Origin of the sequence: Oscillatoria sp. CS-180, from assembly GCF_028330965.1 — a bacterium.
Classification (GTDB): domain Bacteria; phylum Cyanobacteriota; class Cyanobacteriia; order Phormidesmidales; family Phormidesmidaceae; genus Halomicronema.
Map to the genome: position 1 here is coordinate 62,094 of NZ_JAQMUB010000045.1, position 23,589 is coordinate 85,682.

Genomic DNA, 23,589 nt, shown 5'->3' on the forward strand with positions numbered 1-23,589 from the left:
GTTCACAATGTTTTCATGGTATAAGGCCACTCAAGCACTGAACAGAACCGAGCGTAAGATTTTGTGGATTATATGAGATTGCGCCGTGTCATAGAGAAAAGGTTATGAAATGTTGGTCTGCTTCAAAAAAGGGACCAGCACCTCAGAAACCTTATCGGCCCAATCTTCCTGAGCATAATGGCCTACTTCATCTAGCTTCGACAGCTCTCCATTCGGCAAAGCGTTTACCCAAGTTTCTGCTAGCTCTGTCGGAATCCAAGGATCAGAGGTGCCCCAAATCAAGCGGGTCAAGCCTTGCCATTGCTTTAAACTTGACTCAATCTCCTGGGTTACAGCATCTAGCCGGAAGCTTCTCAGGGTAAAGAGGAGCGATCGCCCCGCTGATGAGGTGGTCAAAAAGGGCTTTCGATAAACGTCCAGATCGGTATCACTGACTTGATAAGGACCCCCCCCTTCCAACGTTCGGTCCACCAATAGCGGATCCTGAGTCATCATTTCTCCCGCCAGCGGCAGCGTCATCCGGCGAATGGACCACGGCAGTTTGACCACGGGTGCTAGGGGCACATTGATAATGACCAACCGTTCAATTTGCTCAGGATGACGTAGAGCATACAGCAGACCATAGACGCCTAAAAATCCCTGCACGACTAGATGCATCCGCTCAATCTCAAGAGCTGCCAGAAAGTCTCCCAGTGCCGTTACGAAAGCGTCTGCAGTGTAAGCAAAATCGCGCTTTTCAGGGAAGCTAGAAAATCCATGACTGATCCAATCGGGGGCGATCGCGCGAAAACCCTGTTCGGCAACTTTGGGCATCACATCCCGCCAGCTATAGCTTTGAGACACCAAACCATGCAAAAACACGACAGGCAAACGGTCTGCGCTTTCTCGTAAAGGTTTGGCCTCTCGATAAAACCAGTCCAACTGACCTATCTGAATCTGCTGCTCCAAAAGTGCCATCGCCTCGCCCCCATCCACCTGCTTGCAACGTGGCTATGAGCTTACTCCCCTCAAATGGGATTTGCAAACTAAGGGAATTTAGCCCAAACAGACCTCCAGCAGATATAGCCGTCGCCCGTTTTGGTAGGACAAGACGGCGCCCGGATGCTATGGGCGCACAAGCCTAGATGGCTGCTATCAGGGGCAGACAACGGCAATCCGTTAACGTTTTGTGACAAGGTGTAGATCCACCCGTAGAATACGAAGACAGCTGTCTGTTGCTATTAAGATCAGGAGGGGCATGTGTCAGGGCTATCTGAAAACACCCAAAGTTTAGTAGCACTGGTTGACCAGTTCATCGCTTCCAGAAACATTACCCATCAGCAATATCGAGTTTTATCCAAACTGGTTTTGGCTGATGGCAACATTGATGAGCAAGAGCTACAGCAAATCAATCGCCTGTTTGATGCGATTCAGGCGGGCATGATTCGGGTCGTCGAGTGACAGACTTTGTCATCCCGACTTTGACATTCCGTAGATCTGTTGCCAATGGGACAGGTTCCTCATAAGAGGTTCAAAGAGTTTGGAAAAAAGTGAAGCATTAATGAACCTTATAGGCTTTTCCGGGTACTAGCTGTCACCAATTGGTTATTGAAGTGGTAGATGCACCCTGATTCCAAAATCCCACGGCCTCGGCTGTGGGATTTTTTTGCGTGTCCGCGATCGCGGGAACAGTGATTTGGAGTGAGTTTGCAATTCAAAATTGAGAAGGTGAAAATCTCAGACTCTTCATGGTCTTCACTGTAATTGAGTGCTCAAAACCGTAGATTCCTGCAAAACCGTAGCGATCGCTATAGACGTTGGAAAATCTTCTCGCTACTCATTAAAAGGCATCCATATATAACCCAATAGATAACGCGGCTGACATAAAAAATCAGGGAATTATATCCTGCGGGCGAAAACCAGTGTGCAGGGTTGTGTAAGAATGTAGTCGGTTTGCCAGCCTGTCGCTAAGAACAGTGGAGTAGGCACAAAAAGCATGGAATCAATCGAGCCAATATATCAATACGCCTGGCTAGTACCAGTATTACCGTTAGTCGGCGCAGCGATCGTCGGAACAGGTCTGATTAGCTACAGCCAGACTACCAGCACGCTGCGGCGGCCTTCAGCCGTTTTCATTGTCTCCCTCACAGGGGCGGCAATGGTGCTGTCTTTTCTTATCTTCTTCAGCCAGCTAAACGGGCACGAAGCCTACACTCGTACCATAGACTGGGCTTCCGCTGGGGATTTTCACCTCACGATGGGTTACACCATCGATCACCTAGCGTCCCTAATGCTAGTCATTGTGACGACCGTCGCCTTCTTGGTGATGATCTACACCGACGGCTACATGGCCCATGACCCTGGTTATGTTCGCTTCTATTCTTATCTAAGTCTGTTCAGCTCTTCAATGTTGGGACTAGTTATCAGCCCCAACTTGCTACAGATTTATGTGTTTTGGGAGCTAGTGGGCATGTGCTCCTACCTACTCATTGGCTTTTGGTATGGCCGTGATGGAGCAGCGGACGCCTGTCAGAAAGCTTTCATTACCAACCGGATTGGCGACTTTGGTTTGCTGTTGGGGATGCTGGCGCTATTTTGGGCGACGGGCAGCTTCGAGTTTGATGTGATGGGCGATCGCCTCACAGCGCTAGTCGAAAGCGGTGCTTTAACGGCGGGCATGGCCTCAATCTTTGCCATTTTGGTCTTCTTAGGCCCTGTCGCCAAGTCAGCTCAATTTCCGCTCCATGTTTGGCTGCCCGATGCTATGGAAGGTCCGACACCGATTTCGGCCTTGATTCACGCAGCAACGATGGTGGCAGCAGGCATCTTCCTTGTGGCTCGAATGTTCCCCGTGTTCGAGGACCTGCCGACGGTGATGACCGTAGTTGCCTGGACGGGCTGTTTCACAGCTTTCATGGGAGCTAGCATCGCTATTACTCAAAACGACATTAAGAAGGGACTGGCCTACTCAACCATGTCCCAGTTGGGATACATGATGATGGCAATGGGCGTTGGTGCCTATGGTGCAGGCTTGTTCCACCTGATGACACATGCCTACTTCAAGGCCATGTTGTTCCTCTGCTCTGGTTCTGTTATTCATGGCATGGAAGAAGTGGTCGGTCACGACCCGGTGCTGGCTCAAGACATGCGCCTCATGGGTGGCCTTCGCAAATACATGCCCATCACTTCCTTTACCTTCCTGATCGGCACGCTGGCAATTTGTGGAATTCCTCCCTTTGCTGGATTCTGGTCAAAAGACGAGATTTTGGGATCAACCTTTGAAGTGAGTCCGATCCTTTGGGCTGTGGGTTGGCTCACAGCAGGCATCACAGCCTTCTATATGTTCCGCATGTATTTCTCCACCTTTGAAGGACAGTTTCGCGGCACCAACAAAGAGATTCAAACTCAGCTCAAGCGAGAGCAGCTGATGGCAATGGGCGCTTCCTTAGGCCCCGGCGCGATGAATCCCCAAGAGTTGACCCTTGATCCTGAAAAGGAGGATGATCACGGAGATCACCATCATGCTGAGATGCCCCATGAGTCGCCGTTCGCGATGACCTTTCCGCTGATGGCACTGGCTGTACCTTCCGTGCTGATTGGTTTGGTTGGGACGCCCTTCGTGAATTACTTTGAGGCATTCATCCATCCCCCTGAGGAAGTCATCGAGCCATTGCTACCTTGGTCTGAGGCCTTCGCTGACTTTGAATGGTCTGAGTTTCTGATTATGGGAGGCTCTTCTGTTGGTATTGGTCTCATTGGCATCACCCTAGCGGTGCTGATGTATGCCCGTAAGACTATTGATCCGGCAGCGATCGCAAACCAAATCAAGCCTTTGTACCAGCTTTCTAAAAACAAGTGGTATATTGACGAGATTTACAACACGGTTTTTGTCCAGGGGTGCCGCAACTTAGCTAAGCAAGTGTTGACCATTGATATTCGCATTGTCGATGGCATTGTCAATCTGGCAGGCTTTGTCACCCTGATTACCGGGGAAGGTCTGAAATACCTTGAAAATGGTCGAGCTCAGTTCTATGCCTTAATCGTGTTTGGAGCTGTGCTTGGATTGGTTCTCCTTTCGGGTGTGACCTAACCCCTAACTTCTTGAATCAAGTTGTGAAGTAGCGGACACAGTTCTGTCTGCTGCTTCACCGCAGGTTAAAAATTCCTTCTATAGATTAAAAACTTATTGCAATTTCCAGAGTTTTCCTAAATCACCGCCTAAAGTCATCAGTAGAAGATACGTCCCCAACGCTCAGTGAGATCTATGTTCGCCGCTTGCATTGAAGACGCTCTTTCTAAGCAACTTTAAATTTCTCCCATGGAACTTGCTCAATTTCCCTGGCTGACGGTAACCATTTTCCTTCCCCTCGCCGCAGCTTTATTCATTCCCTTCATACCTGACAAAGACGGTAAAACCCTTCGCTGGTATGCCCTAATTGTGGGGCTAATTGACTTTGTCCTGCTAGTAACAGCGTTCTATCTAGGATATGACTTCAGCGACTCCGGTCTACAGCTTGTCGAAAGCTATACCTGGGTTCCACAGCTCGATCTCAGGTGGTCCGTTGGTGCTGACGGTCTCTCCATGCCGCTGATTCTTTTGACAGGGTTCATCACAACTTTGGCCATCCTGGCATCCTGGCCTGTCACGCTGAAGCCAAAGCTGTTTTATTTCCTGATGCTGGCGATGTATAGCGGTCAGCTGGGTGTGTTTGCCGTTCAGGACATGCTGCTGTTCTTCCTGATGTGGGAACTGGAGCTGATCCCTGTTTACCTGCTGCTGTCTATTTGGGGCGGCAAAAAGCGGCTGTATGCAGCAACCAAGTTTATTTTGTATACCGCGATCGGATCGTTGTTTATCTTGGTAGCGGCCTTAGCAATGGCCTTCTATGGCGACGTTGTCAGTTTTGACATGACAACTTTGGCGGCTAAAGATTATACCGTTAGATTCCAGCTCTTTATGTATGCGGCGTTCCTCATTGCTTATGCAGTGAAGCTACCGATTTTCCCGCTTCATACTTGGCTGCCGGATGCTCACGGTGAGGCCACAGCACCTGTTCATATGCTGCTGGCCGGGATCTTGTTGAAGATGGGCGGCTACGCCATCATTCGCATGAACTTAGGGATGTTGCCCGATGCTCATGCTGTCTTTGCACCAATTTTGGTAATTTTCGGCATTATCAATATCATCTATGCTGCGCTAACATCATTTGCCCAACGCAACCTGAAGCGTAAGATTGCCTACTCTTCTATCTCCCACATGGGATTTGTGATTATCGGGATCGCTTCGTTTACCAATTTGGGTTTGAGTGGTGCCGTTCTGCAGATGGTCTCTCACGGGCTAATTGGTGCTAGTCTCTTTTTCCTTGTCGGTGCTACCTACGATCGCACTCACACGCTTATCCTCAACGAAATGGGCGGCGTTGGCAAAAAGATGCCGAAGATTTTTGCTATGTTCACAACCTGCTCTTTGGCCTCTTTGGCGCTGCCTGGCATGAGTGGTTTTGTTGCTGAACTGATGGTTTTCGTTGGCTTTGCTACTAGTGACGCTTACTCCTTCACCTTTAAGCTCATCGCTGTCATTCTCATGGCAGTCGGCGTGATTCTGACCCCCATTTATCTCTTGACTATGCTGCGAGAGATTTTCTACGGGCCTGAAAATAAGGAACTCATTGAGCATGAAGTGCTGGTTGATGCTGAACCTCGTGAAGTGTTCATCATTGCCTGCCTACTGATTCCTATCATCGGTTTTGGTCTCTATCCCAAGATGCTGACGCAAATCTATGACGTCACGACCCTGCGATTGACCGATAATCTTCGTACTCGGGCCTTTGCGTCCACTGAAGAGGTCCAACCTCTGGCGCTTCTACCGCAGCTAGAGGCTCCGAAGTTACCTCAGTAGTCGCTTCATGTAATGAACTGATGAAGCATCGCAGCCCTTAAGTATTAACTGAATGTTAGAAAATTCCCTGCTGTTGGAAACCGTTCCGGGGCAGGGAATTCTTAATTTATCAATTCCCTGGGTCAATTCTCAGCAGAGATTCATTTGGTTTTCACTGACCGGATCGGGTTGCTGTGGTTCAGTATGTTGATAGGAAGACCCCCACGTTTTATAGAGAGATTACCTAGGACGATGGAAAATCTGTGGCCTTGCCGTATTCGCTTCGGCGCTTATGTTTTGGGAACTGCGGTTGGACTCACGCTATCAGGCTCGTTATTACCAAACACACTGACTCTAGCTGGATTTCCAGGTGCACCCAAAGCCGCGATCGCTCAGAACGTCGATGAGCAAACCAATATTGATGTTTATCAGACGGTCAGTCCTGCTGTTGTTGCCATCAACGCTGGTGAAGGGTCCGGTAGCGGCAGCATTATTACCTCGACTGGATTGATTCTGACTAACGCCCATGTGGTTAACGGCAGCGATACTGTCCAAGTGCGACTGGCAGATGGTCGAGAGTTCACAGGGGATGTCGTTGGCTATGCCAGCAGTCGCGTTGATTTGGCAGCTGTTCAGCTACGGGGTAATCCTTCTGGACTTCCCACTGTCGATATTGCACCGCCAGGCTCAGTCCAAGTAGGCCAGAGAGCCTTTGCGATTGGTAATCCATTTGGCTTTGAAGGTACATTGACAGTCGGCATTGTCAGCCGTATTGATCCGGATCGCGGTCTGATTCAAACCGATGCGGCGATTAACCCAGGCAACTCGGGTGGCCCCTTGCTGGGCAGTGATGCTCGGTTGATCGGCGTCAACACCTCCATTTTTACGACCAGAGGTGGCGGCGGCGGTAGTATTGGCATTGGCTTCGCTATTCCCGTGCAAGAGGTGCAAGCATTCATCGCTGAGGTGAACAACGGTACGGCGGCTACAAGCACGGGCGGTATTGGCGATCGCGATCGCTTGCCTGAGCGAATCACCCTCAATGATTTTGTGACTGGACGTCTGGGGAGCGACAGTGACATTCTCCCCGACGGCAGTTTCTTTAATGCCTATGTGTTTGAGGGACAGCAGGGACAGCGAGTAGCCGTTGAGATGACCAGTCAAGACGTCGATTCGTACCTCATTCTGCTGAGTGAGAATAACGACAGTCTGTATTTGGAAGATGACGACAGTGCTGGCGATTTGAACGCTCGTCTGGAAATCACCTTGCCTCAAGACGGTTCCTACATCATCATTGCTAACTCATTCGCTCAGGGCGAACAAGGAAGCTACGACCTGAGATTGAGCGAAGTTGGCGCAGGTTCCGTACAGGCTCCGCCGGCTGGGAACAGTGAGAGGCTAATTCTACGTGAAAGCGGTGTTCTATCACCGGGAGATGAAATTGCTCCAGATGGCACCCTTTATGACCAATACACGTTTGATGGACAAGCGGGCCAATCAGTTACAGTGACGATTGAAAGTCAAGAATTCGACACTTATTTAGCGATCGTCGATAGCAACGGTAACTTGGTCGCCGAGAATGATGACATCAGCGCCAGCAACACTAACTCTGAGGCCTCCTTCACGCTACCTAACACAGGTCGCTATCTAGTGATTGTAAATGGCTTTTCAGTCGCTGACCAAGGTAGCTACACCCTCATAGTGCGTTAGCCAGAGTCAATAGTCGCTTTTTCCAGACCCTAGTCCTCAAAAGACTGGGGTTTGCTCCTTTTAAAGCCCTATCCACGTCCAAAAATCTTGGCGAGTCACCCATTCCAGAATTAACAAGGCAGCGAACCCAACCATGGCAAAACGACCATTGATTCTTTCTGCGTAGGCGTTCCAGCCAAGAGAAGGTGTTCCATCTCCTGATCCTGTCTGTTCGCTGGCGCTGTCAGCTTCGTCACTCACTGCTTTAGGATTATTAACTGCTTCAGGGGACATGCTTTTGGGAGAATCTTGAGTATCGGGTTCCATCGTGTTTGAAGTATGGTCTTCACCCTAGCTACCTTAGCAGGCAGCGTCATGCGTCGCATCACACCGAGGCGATCGCGTTTCTTGCTGCTGTTTCTGATTCCAACCCTATTGTTGTCACTGTTGATATCCAGGAGTGCGATCGCCTTTCCCCTGACGCTCTTTATCGACCAAGCCCGTCACCAGCCCGACGGTGCTGAAGTCATCATCAACGGAGTAGTCACGGTACCCAGTGGCCTGTTCGAATCAGCCAACCTAGATCAGGGATTTGCTATTCAAGATCCCACGGGTGGTATTTACGTCAGCTCCGACTACAAACTCAACGAGTTGCAAGTAGGCGATCGCGTTCAAGTTCGTGGCACGCTTCAGGACGATGGACACAATCAGAGAATGGTTGTGATGAAAGACTGTCAGCCCAGCGATCGTGCTTTTCCTGCCATTACTCCTCCAAAAGTCACCTTGGAAACAGCTGGCCACAAACTTGATGGCAAACTCGTTACCGTAAAGGGCACCATCACTCGTCCCCTCCAGGACGATGCTCCATATGGCGATCGTCTCTGGATTGCCGACGACACTGCCGCAATGCAAATCTACATTCCCAAATCCACCCACATCGACCCGCACAACCTATCATTTCTACAACCAGGACAAGCCATTCAAGTCACCGGACTCAGCAGTCAATTCGATGAAAACGACGAAGTGATTCCCAGAACGAGACAAGATATTATTCTCCATCACCCACCGTAGATAGCCTCTGCATCATACCAATCCACTTTCAGAGTCGGATGTATGGACGTTGTGATGCCGCGCTCGCTTTTAAGTAGTTATCCAACTTATCAACACACTCTGGCAAATTTCTACGCCCTAATCCGATCCGAAAATTCTTCTCCCCGTAGTCAAAATAGGTACTTGGTAGCAGTAAAACGCCTTGCTGATTAACTAAATTAATGCAAAACTCCTCCACATTCTCAGCTTGCCTAAGACTTGGAAATGCTGTTGATCCTCCCTTGGGTGCTGTCCAATTGAAGAAATCAGCATAACGCGAGAAGAATCCATTGCATATCTCAATGTTTGCTGCAATGATCGCTCGATTACGCTGGATAATTTTATCTCGATTGCGAAGCGCCAAAGTTGACAAAAACTCACTGGGAGCGCTGCTACAAATTGAGGTAAAGTCCTTAAACTCTGCCATCGCTTGATAAATCTCTTGATTGTGAGTTGCAATCCAACCAATGCGCAATCCAGCTAATCCATAAGCTTTTGACATTACTCCTAGGGAAACTGCATTTTCGTATAGATCGCAAGCTGCTGGCAGAGTGTCTTCATCGCGATATTCCAGAAATCGGTAAACCTCATCAGAGAATAGAAGAAGCTTGTGCTTTCTACAGATCACAATCAATTCTTCTAGCTTGGCTCGGCTCATAACATAGCCTGTTGGATTATGCGGACAATTAATAACGATCGCCTTTGTATTAGGTTGAATTGCTCCTCTTAACCAATCTAAATCCAATTCCCAGCTGTCCGCTTCACGGCTCATCCACCAGCTCACTTCACAGCCAATAGACTGTGCGATGGAGCTATGAGACTGATAGCAAGGAAAGTGAACAATCAAGTGATCACCAGGCTGAAGAGCAACATTCATAAAAATGAAAACTGCTTCTTCTGCACCTGCATGAACTAGAGTGTTTTCGATTCCAATTGTTTGATAAGTTTGTGCGATCACCTGCCGTAGTTCCGGATTTCCCTGCGTTTCTGTATAGCCTAGCCAAGTCTGATGAAATCTCTGGGTAGCATCCGGCTCAAGACTCAACAACTCTTCAATTGTCATTGCCTCACAGTCAGAGGAGGAAAGCAGATAGGGCGCTTTGAATTCGTATTTAGCGAAGAATCGCTCAAGTTTAAATGCAGGTAATTTCATGGAAATTGGAGTTATTTAATAACTTCAACTAGCTTGGCTCTGAAGGCTAGAAAATTACAAATACCCTGCTCACCCAGGATTGAGCAGCATGACGGTGGAGTTAAGCGGCCTGGGGATGAGGCATGGCTTTTTCGAGAGCAAAAGGCGTGACGTATTTACCGGTCCACTCAACAATTTGTTAGGCGCGCACTGACCGTTTGACATACACGATCTCTGGGTCGCCTGGATCAAGATTGTGGATGATTCCTGACCGTTCGTAGCCTAGTTTCTCAAGGATATGCTGCATGTGCGAGTTGGATTTGTTGGTCGAGGTGAATAGATCGTTCGAATGCGATTGGCCTTCTAGGAAGGCTAACAATTTGGGCCCGTACCCGGATGAGCGCAGCGTTTCTGCAATGTAGATGAGATCAATGAACGAGCGGCCAAAGAACCCATGGGAGATGACTCCGTAGCCGATAATGCCATCGGAAATTTCCACGACCCAAGCGCGACTGCTTTTCACAGCGCCTTGGATGAAATCCCTTCGGTCGGAACTATCGTGTGCGATTTGATCAAGGTCGCTCAAGGTCGAGATGTCGTCGGGGACCGCCTGTCGGATTAGATGCTGTGCCATGTGCGCCTAACTATATCTTTAATGTCAGAGTTGCTCACTAATCCCCCACATGCCCGCAGTTATATCGCAGCTTGCCGGATAACACCCAATTTCTCGGGCGTTATATGGCAAATTTACGGTCTCGATGGTTTATACCCATGTTTTGAATCAGGACGGGCGAGCGGTGCGAAGTTCGCTGGATGGGTGAGGGTGAAATGTCTACCGGGCCGGAGCGATCGCCTCCTCCAAAATAGAGCCGCGATCGCCCCTTGACACCCTCTCAATCAATCGCTACTCGAACAGTCTGTCGCGCTGCAAGTACCGCAACACGTCACCAGGGTCTTGGCGGATCAGCACGCCGTTTTCGGGCACGTCAATCTTGGGACTCCACTCGATGCGCTCGATGCAGTTCCGCAGGTGAAACAGGTCGATCTCGCTTTGGGTATCGGCTTCGGTGCCAACGAGATAGAGGCGTAGCCGCTTGTGCCGTCGCTGGGGATGAGCAGGATTGCTGGGCAGCGACGGGGGTACCGCCTCAGTGTGATGAGACGGCAAGAAGTATTGAATGGTAATCACGAGGATTCCTCCAAAGAATCATTTTGGGTTGGAATCCCCGAAGATTCAGCCGCCCTTAGACGAAGCGCTTCGGTAGGGCAGCCTAAAATAGGCAAAGCCTGTACGACAGCTGTGGTCTGTCTATGGGTTAGGCGCTGGTTTGTGTTGGTACCACTTGCCAGTGCCGCCGACTCAATTTTCGGGGAAGCAAGCTGCACGGATGCAGCTATGGTTGCTGATGATAATTCATTTGATCCCCCAGAGCAACCGTGCTGTTCGACATCGAGAACAGCATCGTCATCTTAAAAGAAGACGATATCGAAAGTATGGCGACTGGTTGATTGCCATCGACCGCACGCAGTGGAAAGGCCAGAATATCTTTATGATTACTTTGGTGTGGGGCACCCATGCCATGCCCCTCTATTGAACCCTGTTGAAGCAAGCAAGAAACGGTGATCTAAAGCTGCAAAAACGCTTGTTGAGAGTAGCGCTTTCGCTTTTCAAAGATGTGCCTGTTCTGGTGCTGAGCGATCCGAATTCCACAGCCCAAAACGTGCTCAATGGCTGAATGAGCGGGGTGTGTTTTGTGCCTTGTTTTCAGCTTCAGCCTCTGTAGCTATTAAAAAGGAGAATGATAAACTCATGGACTCTTCGAAATCTGCTTCTGTTTGGGATTACAAACCCTGGTGGTGTCAGCCCTGGTCAATTCTGCTGACGGGCATCAGTGCGATCGCGGGCAGCTGGTTATTGTTTCATCGTTATTGGCTTACAGGACTAGTTGCGCTACCCATCACTACCTGGATGGTGTTTTTCGTCGTAATTTGGCCTCGGCTCATCATCAATGCCAACTTGATCGAGAGCGAATCAAATTTGGAATCAACGCAGTTGTAAGCATCCACGATGTGAAAAGCTATCGTGGTTGGGGCGATGAGACGGCTAGCTGATGATCGTCTTTGTCTTTGGCATAACGTTTCGAGGGGGGATCGCCTTTGACTTGATCGCTGAGTCGCTTTACCACGATATAGAGAATAGGCACAACAAACAGACTCAAAAACGTCGCCACAAACATGCCGCCAAACACCGCTGTTCCCAAAGACTGACGACTACCTGCCCCCGCTCCCGTCGCAATTACCAACGGGAAGATACTGCTCAACGTCGAAATAGCCGTCATAAGAATGGGACGCATCCGCTGTTCTGCGGCTTCGAAGGCTGCTTTGGCAATCGGTAATCCATCCTCATGGAGCTGATTGGCAAACTCGACGATCAGAATGGAGTTCTTACTGGCTAGACCAATAAGCATGACCAGACCAATTTGACAGTACACATCATTGGGAAGTCCCCGTGCCGTCTGAGCCAGTAGCGCTCCCAAGACCGCTAGTGGCACTGCAAAGAGAATAACCACAGGATCGATGTAGCTTTCGTATTGGGCCGCCAATACTAAGAACACAAAAATGAGACCCAAACCAAAGATAATGGGTGCTTGGTTACCGGATTCAATTTCTTCCAAGGAAGACCCAGACCACTCATATCCCATACTGGGTGGCAAGATTTGAGCCGACAGCTCTTCCATCGTGTCGAGTGCCGCTCCGGAACTAACGCCTGGGGCAGCAGCACCATTGATCTCAATCGCCCGATACAGGTTGTAGTGATTGATAGTCTGTGCACCTACGCTAGATGTAATGGTGACCAGATTGCCCAGCGAGATCATTTCATCGCGCCCAGACCGTACGTAAAGCTTAGAAATATCACCTGGATCAGAGCGGAACTGTTCATCTGCCTGCACGTAAACGCGATAAGTTCGCTGTCCTTGAGTGAAGTCATTGACATAGCGGGAGCCAATGTAAGTCTGAAGGGTGCTGAAGATGTCGTCTACATCGACGTCTAGCGCTTTGGCGCGATCGCGATTCACCTCGATCAGGAACTGAGGAGTTGCTGCCGAATAAGTGCTAAACACATTCTGCAGTTCAGGATTCTGGTTTGCCGCTCCTATCATCTCGCCCATCTTGGCAACCAGTGCATCCAAGCTCAAGTTGCCTCGGCGGTCCTGTAGCTGATACTGAAAACCGCCAAACTGACCTAAGCCTTGAATGGCAGGGGGATTAACTGGAAAAACACGGGCTTCTGTGATTTGAGAGAACTGACCAAATAACTGTCCAATCAGCGCTTGGACTGACTGTCCTGGGCCTCTATCCGCCCATGGATTAAGCGTAGTGAAGACAACACCATTGTTAGAGGTACTACCCGAGAAGCTGAATCCACCTACCGCAAATGTTGCCCGCACACCATCAAGTTCTAGGATGGCATCTTCCACCTGGGTCATTACGTCACTGGTGTAGTTCAGCGAAACGCCTTCGGGTGCTTGAATTAGCGTGATGAAATAGCCCTGATCTTCATCGGGCAAGAAGGCAGAGGGGACAGAGCGATAGAGCCACGCCGTCATTACCAACAGGGCAACAAATGCTGCTAGCACAACCGCTTTAAAGGCGCTCAGACGCTCCAAAGTGCCTCGGTAAGCATTGCGTAAGCTATCTAAAACACGGTTGAAGCGGTCGAAAATAGCCCCTAGCCAGCCTCCCATCGGCGGCTTGTCTCGCAATAGCAAACCCGATAGCGTTGGCGTTAGGGTAAGGGCATTGAAAGTAGAAAGCGCGATCGCAAAGGCGATCGTCAACGCAAACTGTCGATACAGTGCCCCGGTTGTGCCTGGAAAGAAGGCCACAGGAATAAACACCGCCATTAGCACCAATGAAGTTGCGATGACCGCTCCGGTTAGTTCTCGCATGGCTTCAATGGCAGCCCTGGCGGGTGACATACCCAGGTCTTGAATTTTTCGAGCAATATCTTCTACAACCACGATCGCGTCATCTACGACCATCCCCGTAGCGAGAGTCAGACCAAACAACGTCAGACTATTGATCGAGAAACCGAATATTTTGATAATAGCGAAGGTCCCAATCAACGCCACTGGAATCGTGACGGCTGGAATGATCGTGGTGCGCCAATCCTGAAGAAAGATAAAGATGACTAGAACAACCAGTCCCACAGCTTGAACTAGCGTCCATGCAACACCTCTCAGCGACTGCTCCACGTATTCAGTCGTGTCGAAGCCAATGCCATACTCCATACCCGGCGGGAACTGCTGCGACAAGTTCTCCATCTCAGACTTAACCCCTTGAGCAACTTGCAAAGCGTTACTGCCGGGAAGCTGATAAATACCCAGGCCAATAGCTTCCTGCTTTCTAAAACGGAGGAAAGTATTGTAGTTTTCTGCTCCCAGTTCGACTCGTCCAACATCCCTGAACTTGACGAGTTCGCCATCATCTCCCGTTTTAATAATTAAATCTTCGAACTCTTCAACGCTTTGCAGACGGCTAATCGCTCTTAGGTCAATTTGATATTGCTGATTAGAATCTGAAGGCGGCTGCCCCAGCTGACCTGCACCAATCTGAACGTTTTGCTCCTGCAACGCACTTACCACATCCTGTGCTGTCAGGTCGCGACTGGCTAACTGCTGAGGGTTGAGCCACATACGAATGGCATAGGTCCGCTCACCAAAGATTACGACGTTACCCACACCTTCCACTCGCCGTAGGGCATCGACGATGTACAAATCAGCGTAGTTACTTAGAAAAATATCGTCATAGCTATCGTCTTCGGTATACAAGCTCATGGCTAGCAAGATATTACTGCTTTCTTTGCTGACGGTGACCCCAGTTTGGAGTACAGGTTCTGGAAGCTGCGGCTCAGCTAAAGAGACTCGATTCTGCACGTCAACCGCAGCGATATCCTTGTCACGACTAGAGTCGAAGGTTGCCGTAATTGAGGCGGTGCCGCTGTTGCTGCTGCTAGAGGTCATGTAGCGCATGCCCTCCACGCCATTAATCTCTCGCTCGATGATACTGGTGACTGCTTTCTCGACAGTTTCAGCGTCCGCACCAATATAGTTGGCCTGCACCGTCACCTGAGTCGGGCTAATGTCTGGGAATTGAGCAATTGGCAAAGTGGGGATACTGATGGCCCCTACCAGCAGCAAAATTAATGCACAGACCGTCGCAAATACTGGACGCTTGATGAAGAAATTGACAAACATGGAGTGTTCCTAACAGCAGGGTGCGATCGCGCAAAAGACAAACTTCCAACCGATGCTAAGGGGCCGATGCTAAGGGGCCTGATTTGCGGGCGCTTCTTCACCAGATGGTGCTTCCGATTGAGGCAGGATGGGGATACCATCCTGCAAATTCAAAATGCCTGATACAACAATGGTTTCCCCAGGCTCCAAACCGCTCAAAATTTCATAGTCGTTGCCTTGAATGGTGCCCAATTGAACCGGGCGCAAACGGGCCACCTGCTCAGGGGCAGGCATTCCAGGTGGCATGGCCTCTGGCGGTGGTAGCTCCTCTGGATCTGCGTCTTCTGCCACAAAGACAAAGGTTTGGCCTCCCAAGCGGGTAATAGCGCTAGTCGGCACGAGTACGCCTTGATCCTCAGACCAGATAATGCGAGCTTCGACCTGCTGTTCGTCTTGCAGGCGATTTTGATCGTTGTCAAAACGTACCTTCACCAGAACAGTTTGGGTATCAGCATTGATTGTTGGAGAGATGAAGCTGATGCTACCCGTTTCAATCACATCAGTGCCGTCAACAGAGACTAGCTCGACAGGTAACCCCAACCGGAGGCGATCGCGTTGTTCAACAGGGACACTCAAATCAAGCTCTAGTTCCGCGTTGTCCGTGATTTTGGTGACCACGGTACTGGGGGTCACATAATCGCCTAACTTCGCATCTAGATCACCCACAATACCCACAATAGGAGCAGTAACAGTGCGATCCTGTAAATCTTCCTGAATGGCTGCTTGGTTAGCTTGAGTCTGAGCTAAGGCCGCTGCTGATTCTGCTAGACGAGACTCCGCAGCAGCAATTTCGTTTCTAGCAGACTCTACCGCTGCCCGTGCAACTTCTAAATCTCGTCTAGCAACGTCTAACTGTTGTCGAGACTGTGCCCCCTGCGTAACTAAGGATTCAGTACGGCTAAATTCAGCCTCCTCTAAAGTGAGTTCTGCTTCTAGCTCGCCCTGCCGAGCCCGTAGAGATTGCAAAGTTGATTCAGCAGAATTTCTGGCGGCTCGGGCAGCCGTAACATTGGCAGCAGCAGCATCCAGTTGGGCTTGAGTTTGGTCGGGACTGATCAACAGAATGGCATCACCCGACTCAACCTGATCGCCTGCGGATACAAAAACCTGCGCCACCCGTCCAGAAACTTCAGGCTGTAAAGCAACTCCAGTTTGAGCCTCTAAACTGCCGATAAATGCAGAACTGTCTTGCACAGGCCCCAAATCCGCAGTGTCTAGGCCAACGGCAACGCCAGGAGGCATCTGCATCCCCCCTTGTCCCCGTGCGCCGACAAAGCGCCAGAGCAGAAATCCTCCACCCAAAAGCAGAATGCCTATACTGCCAGCAATCAACCAGTTCTTAGGGCCAGAAGAACGATCGCTCTCAATAGTGGGCTGTAGAGTATCAGAAAACGAATCAGAAGACGAAAGATTAGGCGAGGTCATAGCCTGTACGCATGAATTGAACTGAACGGTTTAGGCAATTCCTCAACATGATAGATCAGACTTTCTACCTTGCGTGTGAATTTGCCGTACTTCAAGAAAAATGCTCTATGTCTGACGATACTGGGTGCGATCGTTCAGGCTGCCAACTGCCTCAAGATAGACTTCAAAAGAAGAATAGTTATCGATACGGTTATGAGGGAGGCCAGTAGCCGTCTACCAATGGACTTCGTCACAGCTATCTCAAAGACTAACTAATATCCTAAGGAGATTCTGAAAATAAAACTACTCGGCTGTGGTGCACTGCGCTGCGCTAATAACACTCTACCAGCGATAAATTCTTTCCTGGAGATCCCCCTAAGGCGAAGCTGGAAAGACAAACTCCTTAATCGGGATAATCTGTACTGTAAGCTCTACAGGTCGCTCTAAGTCTCTTTGAAGTGATTTCTGTAAACTTCTTATGTCTTCTTCAGGAATTGATGCAGTTGAAGCAAGAATTTCAACATCGACGTAAATTTTTTGTTGCTGATACTCCAGACTCATCGCTTGGATTTCCCCTATTTGAGCCAAATTTAGCTCCTGAATCACAATTTGCCGGACTTGCTGACGTGTATTGGATTGAAACAGCAAGTTGTTCAGCGATATAGCTAAGGGAATACCGATTGTTGCCAGAAAAAGTATGGAGATTAAAAGGCCTCCCTTTGCCCGTTTGGCAGAGCCATAATCTTGCCAGATGAATATTAAAATTCCGCTAAAAATAATGCCGCCCAAATTGGTTATGAACAACAGCAAGGCTCCTAGCCAGACCGTTTGATTCCATAGAGCGATACCAATACCGATCGCGCTTAAGGGGGGAACGAGAGCAACTGAAATCGCCACCCCAGGAAACGCATCAGCAATATGCTTTCGGGATTTGGAGAATGCTCCGGCAGCACCAGCCGCCATCGCTACAACCAAGTCAATTAACGTGGGTTCTGTGCGCAGTACAATTTCTTCTGTCAGCGATCGCAATCCAGTCAAATAGGAAATCAAGGTGGCACTGAGAACTGTCGCCAATGTTCCAAACAAAACCGTCAGAAATGCCCTCTTGACTAACCGCCGATTTGCCACTGAAATGGCAAAAGCAATTCCAATGATGGGTCCCATCAAAGGGGCGATAATCATGGCCCCAATCACAGTTGCTGTGCTACCCGCCAGTAATCCCAACGTTGAGATAACGCCAGACAGCGTCAGCATGATAAAGAAGCTTAGAGACGGAACCGATTCCCGCCACAATAATCGATTGAGGCTAGCAACTGGGGCTGGTTTGGAAGCTAGCCAGTGCCAGTCACCACTATTACTTAGCCAAATTTTGCGGATGCGCCGACGCCCCCTAGCTAGAAACTTAAGAAACTGACGGCGTTGAATCATGAAAGGCTTGCTGCGAAGACTAAAGAAATATTAGTAGTTCCAGTTGAACGTCATACCACCAAAATCCTGGCGCACTGCATCTTCCCATATAGAAGACGCTAATTGGAACTGATCCTAATAGTACAAATAAATGCGATCGCTACCCAGGAATTTCACCTCGCTCTTGGGCCATCTTCAATCGGTGCTCCCGTTCTCGATGTTCCATCTCCATTTCAGCTTCCAGTTCTTTGCCTAGAAAATAATTGAGAAACGTGCGGACAACCGCCACGATCGCTAGCTTACCGAGTTCCTGCAAGGAAGGTGCTACCGTCGTGGCCAAAATGTCTGCGCCTAACTGAAACTCCAGCGCTAGGGCAAGCCACGTGCCAAATTCGATCCGTACTTGGTTAAATGGGAATTCTTCACCGCGCCGCAACTTTAGCCTTAGCCGAACAACAAAATGAATTGTTTTAAATAGCCCCATTACCACGCAGAAAACAGAAATTGATTCCAGTACTAGCTGCGAAACTGAAACAATATGACTCAGCCCCCTCTCCAAAAGCTCAACAAATTCCATTTCTGACTCCTGCTTGATTCATAAAGGCATGTTGATTATTTCCCTTCAAGATTAAGGGCTGCTGAATGGAGTTTGTCTTAAATTTGCTCTCCATCTAACTGCTCAAGGCATTGGTCAGGCAGACTTAAAGATGTCAGTTGTATAGCTCTAGCCATTTATATCGCTGAGCGGAATTCAAAATTCAAAATTCAAAACTAAAGCAGATGAGCTTTCCTAGTGTTTTGAATGGTGACCCTATTCCTGCCGCAGTGTACTCGGCTTGTATACCTAACCGCATCAGGCACTTAAGCCCCTGCCGGATGGCTTGCCGTCATGTCCCAACGGAACTAGCGAGGCTATACGTATCGCGTCAGGCTGATGCGGTACCGCTCTTTTTTCGTGACGGAAATATCTCCAATCTCCAAGCGTCCTTTGCCTCGAATCGCCACTAAATCCCCAGCATTCAAAGCATGGCTGGCTTGCTTAACTGATTTCCAGTTAACTCTCACATCCCCAGTATTGATGAGGTCAACCATTTTGCTACGGGACATCCCGAATCCAGCCGAAGCGACTGCATCCAGTCGCAACGAGGCTTCTACTGTAGTCATCTCTTTTGTCTTGGGCTGGCGAACTCGCAGTTCACTCCAGTCAATTTGGCAAGTTTTTACAGGGACAGACCGGACCTGAGTCAAACTCATTTCCAAAAAGTCAACTAGCTCCGGCACAACGATCGCCTGCGCCCCACGTTCTCCCAGCACAATCAGATCACCCACCTTCTCTCGCACAATCCCTGTGCCCAACAAAGAGCCTAAAAAATCTCGATGCGTGGCTGTGTCAAAAAGGAAGTTCCCCGCAATATCTAACAGAGCCAGAGCAATATCATCGGGTTCTAAAGGCAGTTCGACTCGGGCGATCGCCCCTCGTTGACGTTCCGCTTGTGGATACCCGCCTCGGGCAACAAAATGAACTTCTGTCAGCCGTCCAAAAATCTCCTGGGCTTCTGTCAGCTCTGGCGGCGATAGAAAATCCGTCAGAACGACCTCCCAGGTGCGAATCGCTTGTTCTGCCTGATCCAACACGCGAGTCAATGCCTCGCGGTTCTCAACAGCTTTCAACAAATTTTCCTTAGGCAACATGACAAAAGGTGAATAGGGTATGGATAAATCTAGGATGTACAGGCCTAATCGCTAAACTATATCCCTCTCAGGTTGGTGGCGCTGATGCAGGAGCAGGACGATAGACTGTTATACGGGCATTGTAAGCTCCATTGATAGTAAGGCCCTTAACACACTTACTGAAGACACAGGATTTAGGAGCATCAGTACGATGGGACGTTTTCGCTTTCGTTCACTATTAGGATGGGCACTCGCCGCGATCGCGGTTTGTATTGTTGGTTGTGGTGGGGCCGATGTGTCTCAACCTACGACCTACTCCAATGAGCAGTTGGCTCAGATTGAGATCTACGCTCCCCGTGTTGTTGAATTACGAGATCGCTTTCCAGAGCTAGAAGACTACATTCAAAACAAGGACTGGGTTGATATCAACTCATTTATCCACGGGCCATTGGGCGAACTACGGGCTCGTCTGGGTCGAGTAACGTCTCGATTGTTACTCCAAGACGCTGAAAAAGCGAAGGTGCTAGCTGATGATATTGGCAATCATCTAGAGCGGCTTGATGCTGCTGCTGAGAAATACAACCAAATTGAAGCAGCTAGCCAGTACCGACAAGCTTTGGACGATTTTGACGCTTTTATCTCTCTAATTCCGAAAGCATAGAGACGGCAGCAGAGTGATGACACAAGTTGTTCTGGTTGGATGTGGGGTCGTGGGAGCAACCCTTGCCTATGAATTGAGCCAGCATGACAACCTGTCCATCACTATTTTAGACAAACAGTCTCCCGCTCAGGGTGCAACAGGGGCAGCTCTGGGGATTGCGATGGGAGTCATTAGCCACAAGGTTAAAGGTCGCAACTGGCGACTACGAGAGGCCAGCCTTCGCCGATATACTACTCTTTTACCGGAATTAGAAGCCGCCGTAGGACGGCCTGTGATTCACAACAAGCAGGGTATCTTGAGTCTGTGTTTTGATGAAGCAGAGCTGCCTCGCTGGCGATCGCTACAAGAGATTCGACAGCGCCAAGGCTGGCCTTTGGAAATCTGGTCGCCACAGCACATATCTGACGCTTGTCCTCATATTGCCGCTGACCAGGCTGTCGCAGGCATCTATTCCCCTCAAGATTTGCAGATCGCACCAAAATCGCTGACCTATATTCTGCTGGAAGCGGCTCAACGTCGAGGCGTCCAGGTGCAGACAAACGCACTGGTGACAGGATTTGAGCATGAGGGCGATCGCATCAGCGCTGTCCAGACTCAAGAGGGTCGCTACCCTGTCGATTGGGTCATCCTGACAGCAGGGCTAGGGAGTGAGTTGTTGACGCAGCAGTTGGGTGTAAGACTGCCCCTTGTCCCAGTATTGGGTCAGGGCATTCGAGTTAAAGTGGAGTCACCGCTTGGCAACACGGATTTTCAGCCGGTTATCAATGGCAACGACATTCATTTAGTCCCATTGACAAACGGAGAGTATGGCATAGCAGCAACGGTGGAATTTCCTACAGCTGGAGAAACTACGCCACTCCCCCAAGAAGCAGCTTTGGCGGCAGTCTGGAATGGGGCAATGGCTTACTGTCCAGCCTTAGAAGCAGCCGAGGTTTTAGAAACGTGGTATGGATTACGACCTCGACCTCAGGGACAAGCTGCCCCAGTTATTCAATACTTAGAAGGCTACGTCAACGCTGTTTTGGCGACAGGCCACTACCGTAACGGTGTGCTGCTAGCTCCAGCAACAGCTCAAAGAGTTATGAGCCTTATGTTTGACTCAGAGTGACGCTGACACAGAATCCAGTAAAGAGCATTTGTTTACTCATCTGTTAGCGTTCTTCTGCTTTGATTCGCGTCCTTCAAGAGTTCAACAACTTCCTGATCTGAGACTGCGTTGAAGCGAACATACCACTGGCTAATAGCGCCCATTAGTTCTGGCATCGCTAAACACACGACCTTATCTACAAGGCGCTGAATTTTTTGTAAGCTACCGGGGGCAGCCACGGGGACTGCAACAGTAATACTATCAGGATGAAAATTCTGAATTGCTAAGATGGCGGCTTGCAAAGTAGCCCCCGTAGCAAGACCGTCATCGACAACGATGACTGGTCTATTGACGATATTGGGCAATGGTGATCCCTGGCGGTAGCTGCGATCGCGACGGGCCAGTTCTTTCGTTTCAGCTTGAGTCGTGGCTAAGAGTTGTTCTTCTGACACGTTGAGTCGTTTGATCAAGTCTTGGTTGATCACCTGAGTATTGGGAGCGGCGATCGCTCCCATGGCGAGTTCTGGCTGATTAGGGACACCCAGCTTACGAACCAACCAGACATCGAGCGGCCAGTTCAGACTGCATGCAATTTCATACCCAATAGGGACTCCTCCACGAGGCAAAGCAAGAACCCAACCTGTTTGGTTCCATGACTGTTGCTCCAGTCGTTGTGAAAGGAGTTGTCCTGCCTGACGTCGGTTATGAAATTTTGAGTCCATACGTCTAAGCAACAGCTCCAGGGCTGCGCTGAAGTACCTTTCAGCAGATTAGAAATCTCCACCAAAACCTACGGAAGTAGTTCCCATTGCTTCAAAAACCGTTAGACCTAGCGGCAAATTGACGTCTCCGTCCTCATCAACAAACTGGTTTAAAAGGTCTGCGCCCAGAACTTCAGCATCATCCGCAGGATCAGCTTGCTCTCGACTATGGGCATTGATATCTTCTGCGACCGTTGCATATAGGTTTGGATCAGCTTCGAGAACAACGCTCCGAGTTTCTAGCGGCAGCAGTTTGTCAGCATTATCCACTGAATCAGCATGAACAGGCATACTTAAGACGACTGCGGAGAACAAACAGGCAGTCGACAGCACTTTAGTCAAAGTAAACATATCTGCTCTAGACCCCATAAGAAGTGAATGCGCCTAGTCACCTCCGTTCACAAGAGAGTGCGGCTAAGCTTTAGTGACTAAATTAGAAACCCTTATCTAGAAAACCAACCTTCAATAGGTATAACCCTCACTGACAGGTGATAAACCAAAAGGTTGGCATTTCTTTGGGAATTTAGGAAAAACTAACGTAAAAGGGATGCGATACTCCTCGCCACCCTGACTCACTTTCTCCTAGAAACTACGGAAACACCTGAGTGTTTACACCGCTTGTTAGTCAAGACCGATGTAGCAGTGGTTAGTGTCAGTCATTGCAACTAGGGTGCATCTTACCTTTGTAGCCCTCACCCTAAATCTCCTCCCAATCCTGGGAGAAAGACTTTCTCCGGCTCCCCTTCTCCCAATTTTGGGAGAAGGGGCTGGGGGATGAGGGCAAAATTGCAAAACTGGGATCACCCTTGCAACTATTTGCAGCCATAAAAAGCGATATTGTGCTGCACTGAAGCAGTGTTATAGGTCTAATTTGTCCTCTAAGAGTTTGTGAATCAAGTCTTGCACTCCATCGCCTCGTGAGCCGGTCGTAACGTAATCAGCGATCGCCTTGACTGCTGGCAAGGCATTATCAACAGCAACCCCGAGACCGCATACCTCTAGCAGTGAGATGTCATTCTCAGCGTCACCAATCGCGATCGTATCGTCTGGAGCAATGTTCAAATCACCGAGAACCCGCTTCAAGGTAGACGCTTTATCGACGCCAACAGGCAGGATCATCACGGCTCTTTTATTGAGAATGACGTGATAAGGCAGCTGCATGTCTAAGATCACCGTTTCGACTTGATGACCGTGAGGCTGCCAAGTCGCCATAATGACTCGACCACACCGAATGGGATCGACTCCTCTCTCACGAAGCCGCTGCTGGAATGCTTCAGGTGGCCGTTCCCCTTGAGGCATGACACTATCCGAATCAGGCCAGTAAACAACGCCACCATTCTCCGCAATTACCGCATCAAATCGCCTCAACTCTGGGCATACTTGCTGTAGATCTTCAAATTCTCGTCCGGTGACTAACAGGACTTTGCCACCCCGGTCCCGAAAAGATGAGATCGCGGCCCACGTGTTGTCATCAACCTGGCCATCTGCAGCTAAAGTACCGTCGTAATCGGTCGCTATGGTGTGGTAACGCATG

Annotated in this window: 23 protein-coding genes; 9 read left to right on the plus strand and 14 right to left on the minus strand. The window is 49.5% G+C overall.

Annotated elements, in window-relative coordinates:
• Window positions 1-102: 102 nt before the first annotated feature.
• A complete protein-coding gene (locus PN498_RS11380) occupies window positions 103-957 on the minus strand; it encodes an alpha/beta fold hydrolase (RefSeq protein WP_272062883.1) in 855 nt (284 codons plus the stop codon).
• A 282-nt stretch (window positions 958-1,239) separates the two neighbouring features.
• Here PN498_RS11380 and PN498_RS11385 point away from each other — a divergent pair, with 282 nt between their 5' ends.
• The 4 genes from PN498_RS11385 (at window position 1,240) to PN498_RS11400 (ending at window position 7,567) form a co-directional block, all read left to right on the plus strand.
• Window positions 1,240-1,440, plus strand: coding sequence for a hypothetical protein (locus tag PN498_RS11385; RefSeq protein WP_272062884.1), 201 nt, complete (start codon window positions 1,240-1,242; stop codon window positions 1,438-1,440).
• Window positions 1,441-1,984: 544 nt separating this feature from the next.
• Complete coding sequence (locus PN498_RS11390; RefSeq protein WP_272062980.1) at window positions 1,985-4,069, plus strand: NAD(P)H-quinone oxidoreductase subunit 5; 2,085 nt, start codon at window positions 1,985-1,987, stop codon at window positions 4,067-4,069.
• A gap of 228 nt (window positions 4,070-4,297) precedes the next feature.
• On the plus strand, window positions 4,298-5,878 hold the full coding sequence (locus PN498_RS11395; RefSeq protein ID WP_272062885.1) for an NAD(P)H-quinone oxidoreductase subunit 4: 1,581 nt from the start codon (window positions 4,298-4,300) through the stop codon (window positions 5,876-5,878).
• A 231-nt stretch (window positions 5,879-6,109) separates the two neighbouring features.
• Window positions 6,110-7,567, plus strand: coding sequence for a trypsin-like peptidase domain-containing protein (locus PN498_RS11400; protein WP_272062886.1), 1,458 nt, complete (start codon window positions 6,110-6,112; stop codon window positions 7,565-7,567).
• 60 nt (window positions 7,568-7,627) lie between these two features.
• Here PN498_RS11400 and PN498_RS11405 read toward each other — a convergent pair whose 3' ends face one another.
• A complete protein-coding gene (locus PN498_RS11405; protein ID WP_334312245.1) occupies window positions 7,628-7,873 on the minus strand; it encodes a chlorophyll a/b-binding protein in 246 nt (81 codons plus the stop codon).
• Window positions 7,874-7,885: 12 nt separating this feature from the next.
• Here PN498_RS11405 and PN498_RS11410 point away from each other — a divergent pair, with 12 nt between their 5' ends.
• A complete protein-coding gene (locus tag PN498_RS11410) occupies window positions 7,886-8,617 on the plus strand; it encodes a hypothetical protein (RefSeq protein ID WP_272062887.1) in 732 nt (243 codons plus the stop codon).
• Between the two features lie 28 nt (window positions 8,618-8,645).
• Here PN498_RS11410 and PN498_RS11415 read toward each other — a convergent pair whose 3' ends face one another.
• The 4 genes from PN498_RS11415 to PN498_RS11430 form a co-directional block, all read right to left on the minus strand.
• Window positions 8,646-9,788 (minus strand): aminotransferase class I/II-fold pyridoxal phosphate-dependent enzyme, encoded by a 1,143-nt coding sequence (locus PN498_RS11415; RefSeq protein ID WP_272062888.1) that lies wholly within the window; start codon window positions 9,786-9,788, stop codon window positions 8,646-8,648.
• 178 nt (window positions 9,789-9,966) lie between these two features.
• Window positions 9,967-10,401 (minus strand): GNAT family N-acetyltransferase, encoded by a 435-nt coding sequence (locus tag PN498_RS11420; RefSeq protein WP_272062889.1) that lies wholly within the window; start codon window positions 10,399-10,401, stop codon window positions 9,967-9,969.
• A gap of 270 nt (window positions 10,402-10,671) precedes the next feature.
• Complete coding sequence (locus PN498_RS11425) at window positions 10,672-10,956, minus strand: hypothetical protein (protein WP_272062890.1); 285 nt, start codon at window positions 10,954-10,956, stop codon at window positions 10,672-10,674.
• Window positions 10,953-11,153 carry a hypothetical protein gene (locus tag PN498_RS11430; protein WP_272062891.1) on the minus strand — a complete coding sequence of 67 codons (201 nt, stop codon included), beginning with the start codon at window positions 11,151-11,153 and terminating at the stop codon, window positions 10,953-10,955. Before PN498_RS11430 ends, PN498_RS11425 begins: the two co-directional genes overlap by 4 nt.
• 20 nt (window positions 11,154-11,173) lie before the next feature.
• Between PN498_RS11430 and PN498_RS11435 the strand changes: the two genes are divergently transcribed.
• Window positions 11,174-11,362, plus strand: coding sequence for a hypothetical protein (locus tag PN498_RS11435; protein ID WP_272062892.1), 189 nt, complete (start codon window positions 11,174-11,176; stop codon window positions 11,360-11,362).
• A 215-nt stretch (window positions 11,363-11,577) separates the two neighbouring features.
• On the plus strand, window positions 11,578-11,826 hold the full coding sequence (locus PN498_RS11440; RefSeq protein WP_272062893.1) for a DUF6737 family protein: 249 nt from the start codon (window positions 11,578-11,580) through the stop codon (window positions 11,824-11,826).
• A 19-nt stretch (window positions 11,827-11,845) separates the two neighbouring features.
• Here PN498_RS11440 and PN498_RS11445 read toward each other — a convergent pair whose 3' ends face one another.
• The 5 genes from PN498_RS11445 to PN498_RS11465 form a co-directional block, all read right to left on the minus strand.
• Entirely contained in the window at window positions 11,846-15,025 is a 3,180-nt protein-coding gene (locus PN498_RS11445) for an efflux RND transporter permease subunit (protein ID WP_272062895.1), read from the minus strand.
• Window positions 15,026-15,094: 69 nt separating this feature from the next.
• Window positions 15,095-16,489 carry an efflux RND transporter periplasmic adaptor subunit gene (locus PN498_RS11450; RefSeq protein WP_272062896.1) on the minus strand — a complete coding sequence of 465 codons (1,395 nt, stop codon included), beginning with the start codon at window positions 16,487-16,489 and terminating at the stop codon, window positions 15,095-15,097.
• 354 nt (window positions 16,490-16,843) lie between these two features.
• Complete coding sequence (locus PN498_RS11455) at window positions 16,844-17,896, minus strand: TIGR00341 family protein (RefSeq protein WP_272062898.1); 1,053 nt, start codon at window positions 17,894-17,896, stop codon at window positions 16,844-16,846.
• Between the two features lie 139 nt (window positions 17,897-18,035).
• Window positions 18,036-18,452 (minus strand): DUF1622 domain-containing protein, encoded by a 417-nt coding sequence (locus PN498_RS11460; protein ID WP_272062899.1) that lies wholly within the window; start codon window positions 18,450-18,452, stop codon window positions 18,036-18,038.
• Window positions 18,453-18,787: 335 nt separating this feature from the next.
• Window positions 18,788-19,567, minus strand: coding sequence for a photosystem II S4 domain protein (locus tag PN498_RS11465; protein ID WP_272062900.1), 780 nt, complete (start codon window positions 19,565-19,567; stop codon window positions 18,788-18,790).
• A gap of 190 nt (window positions 19,568-19,757) precedes the next feature.
• Here PN498_RS11465 and psbQ point away from each other — a divergent pair, with 190 nt between their 5' ends.
• A complete protein-coding gene (gene psbQ / locus PN498_RS11470) occupies window positions 19,758-20,207 on the plus strand; it encodes a photosystem II protein PsbQ (RefSeq protein WP_272062901.1) in 450 nt (149 codons plus the stop codon).
• Window positions 20,208-20,223: 16 nt separating this feature from the next.
• A complete protein-coding gene (locus PN498_RS11475) occupies window positions 20,224-21,315 on the plus strand; it encodes an NAD(P)/FAD-dependent oxidoreductase (RefSeq protein WP_272062902.1) in 1,092 nt (363 codons plus the stop codon).
• A gap of 32 nt (window positions 21,316-21,347) precedes the next feature.
• Here the strand turns inward: PN498_RS11475 and PN498_RS11480 are convergent, their stop codons facing one another.
• The 3 genes from PN498_RS11480 to PN498_RS11490 form a co-directional block, all read right to left on the minus strand.
• Window positions 21,348-22,016, minus strand: coding sequence for a phosphoribosyltransferase (locus PN498_RS11480; protein WP_272062903.1), 669 nt, complete (start codon window positions 22,014-22,016; stop codon window positions 21,348-21,350).
• Window positions 22,017-22,064: 48 nt separating this feature from the next.
• On the minus strand, window positions 22,065-22,406 hold the full coding sequence (locus PN498_RS11485; protein WP_272062904.1) for a hypothetical protein: 342 nt from the start codon (window positions 22,404-22,406) through the stop codon (window positions 22,065-22,067).
• A 507-nt stretch (window positions 22,407-22,913) separates the two neighbouring features.
• The gene (locus PN498_RS11490; protein WP_272062905.1) at window positions 22,914-23,588 is read right to left on the minus strand and encodes an HAD family hydrolase; all 675 of its coding nucleotides are present in this window, start codon (window positions 23,586-23,588) and stop codon (window positions 22,914-22,916) included.
• Window position 23,589 lies beyond the last annotated feature (1 nt).

Bases quoted from the DNA above. Each gene is read 5' to 3' on its own strand.
- PN498_RS11380 (WP_272062883.1), bottom strand. From the start codon at position 957: ATGGCACTTTTGGAGCAGCAGATTCAGATAGGTCAGTTGGACTGGTTT.
- PN498_RS11395 (WP_272062885.1), top strand. From the start codon at position 4,298: ATGGAACTTGCTCAATTTCCCTGGCTGACGGTAACCATTTTCCTTCCC.
- PN498_RS11400 (WP_272062886.1), top strand. From the start codon at position 6,110: ATGGAAAATCTGTGGCCTTGCCGTATTCGCTTCGGCGCTTATGTTTTG.
- PN498_RS11405 (WP_334312245.1), bottom strand. From the start codon at position 7,873: ATGGAACCCGATACTCAAGATTCTCCCAAAAGCATGTCCCCTGAAGCA.
- PN498_RS11410 (WP_272062887.1), top strand. From the start codon at position 7,886: ATGGTCTTCACCCTAGCTACCTTAGCAGGCAGCGTCATGCGTCGCATC.
- PN498_RS11415 (WP_272062888.1), bottom strand. From the start codon at position 9,788: ATGAAATTACCTGCATTTAAACTTGAGCGATTCTTCGCTAAATACGAA.
- PN498_RS11420 (WP_272062889.1), bottom strand. From the start codon at position 10,401: ATGGCACAGCATCTAATCCGACAGGCGGTCCCCGACGACATCTCGACC.
- PN498_RS11435 (WP_272062892.1), top strand. From the start codon at position 11,174: ATGATAATTCATTTGATCCCCCAGAGCAACCGTGCTGTTCGACATCGA.
- PN498_RS11440 (WP_272062893.1), top strand. From the start codon at position 11,578: ATGGACTCTTCGAAATCTGCTTCTGTTTGGGATTACAAACCCTGGTGG.
- PN498_RS11445 (WP_272062895.1), bottom strand. From the start codon at position 15,025: ATGTTTGTCAATTTCTTCATCAAGCGTCCAGTATTTGCGACGGTCTGT.
- PN498_RS11450 (WP_272062896.1), bottom strand. From the start codon at position 16,489: ATGACCTCGCCTAATCTTTCGTCTTCTGATTCGTTTTCTGATACTCTA.
- PN498_RS11455 (WP_272062898.1), bottom strand. From the start codon at position 17,896: ATGATTCAACGCCGTCAGTTTCTTAAGTTTCTAGCTAGGGGGCGTCGG.
- PN498_RS11460 (WP_272062899.1), bottom strand. From the start codon at position 18,452: ATGGAATTTGTTGAGCTTTTGGAGAGGGGGCTGAGTCATATTGTTTCA.
- PN498_RS11465 (WP_272062900.1), bottom strand. From the start codon at position 19,567: ATGTTGCCTAAGGAAAATTTGTTGAAAGCTGTTGAGAACCGCGAGGCA.
- psbQ (WP_272062901.1), top strand. From the start codon at position 19,758: ATGGGACGTTTTCGCTTTCGTTCACTATTAGGATGGGCACTCGCCGCG.
- PN498_RS11475 (WP_272062902.1), top strand. From the start codon at position 20,224: ATGACACAAGTTGTTCTGGTTGGATGTGGGGTCGTGGGAGCAACCCTT.
- PN498_RS11480 (WP_272062903.1), bottom strand. From the start codon at position 22,016: ATGGACTCAAAATTTCATAACCGACGTCAGGCAGGACAACTCCTTTCA.
- PN498_RS11485 (WP_272062904.1), bottom strand. From the start codon at position 22,406: ATGTTTACTTTGACTAAAGTGCTGTCGACTGCCTGTTTGTTCTCCGCA.
- PN498_RS11490 (WP_272062905.1), bottom strand. From the start codon at position 23,588: ATGCGTTACCACACCATAGCGACCGATTACGACGGTACTTTAGCTGCA.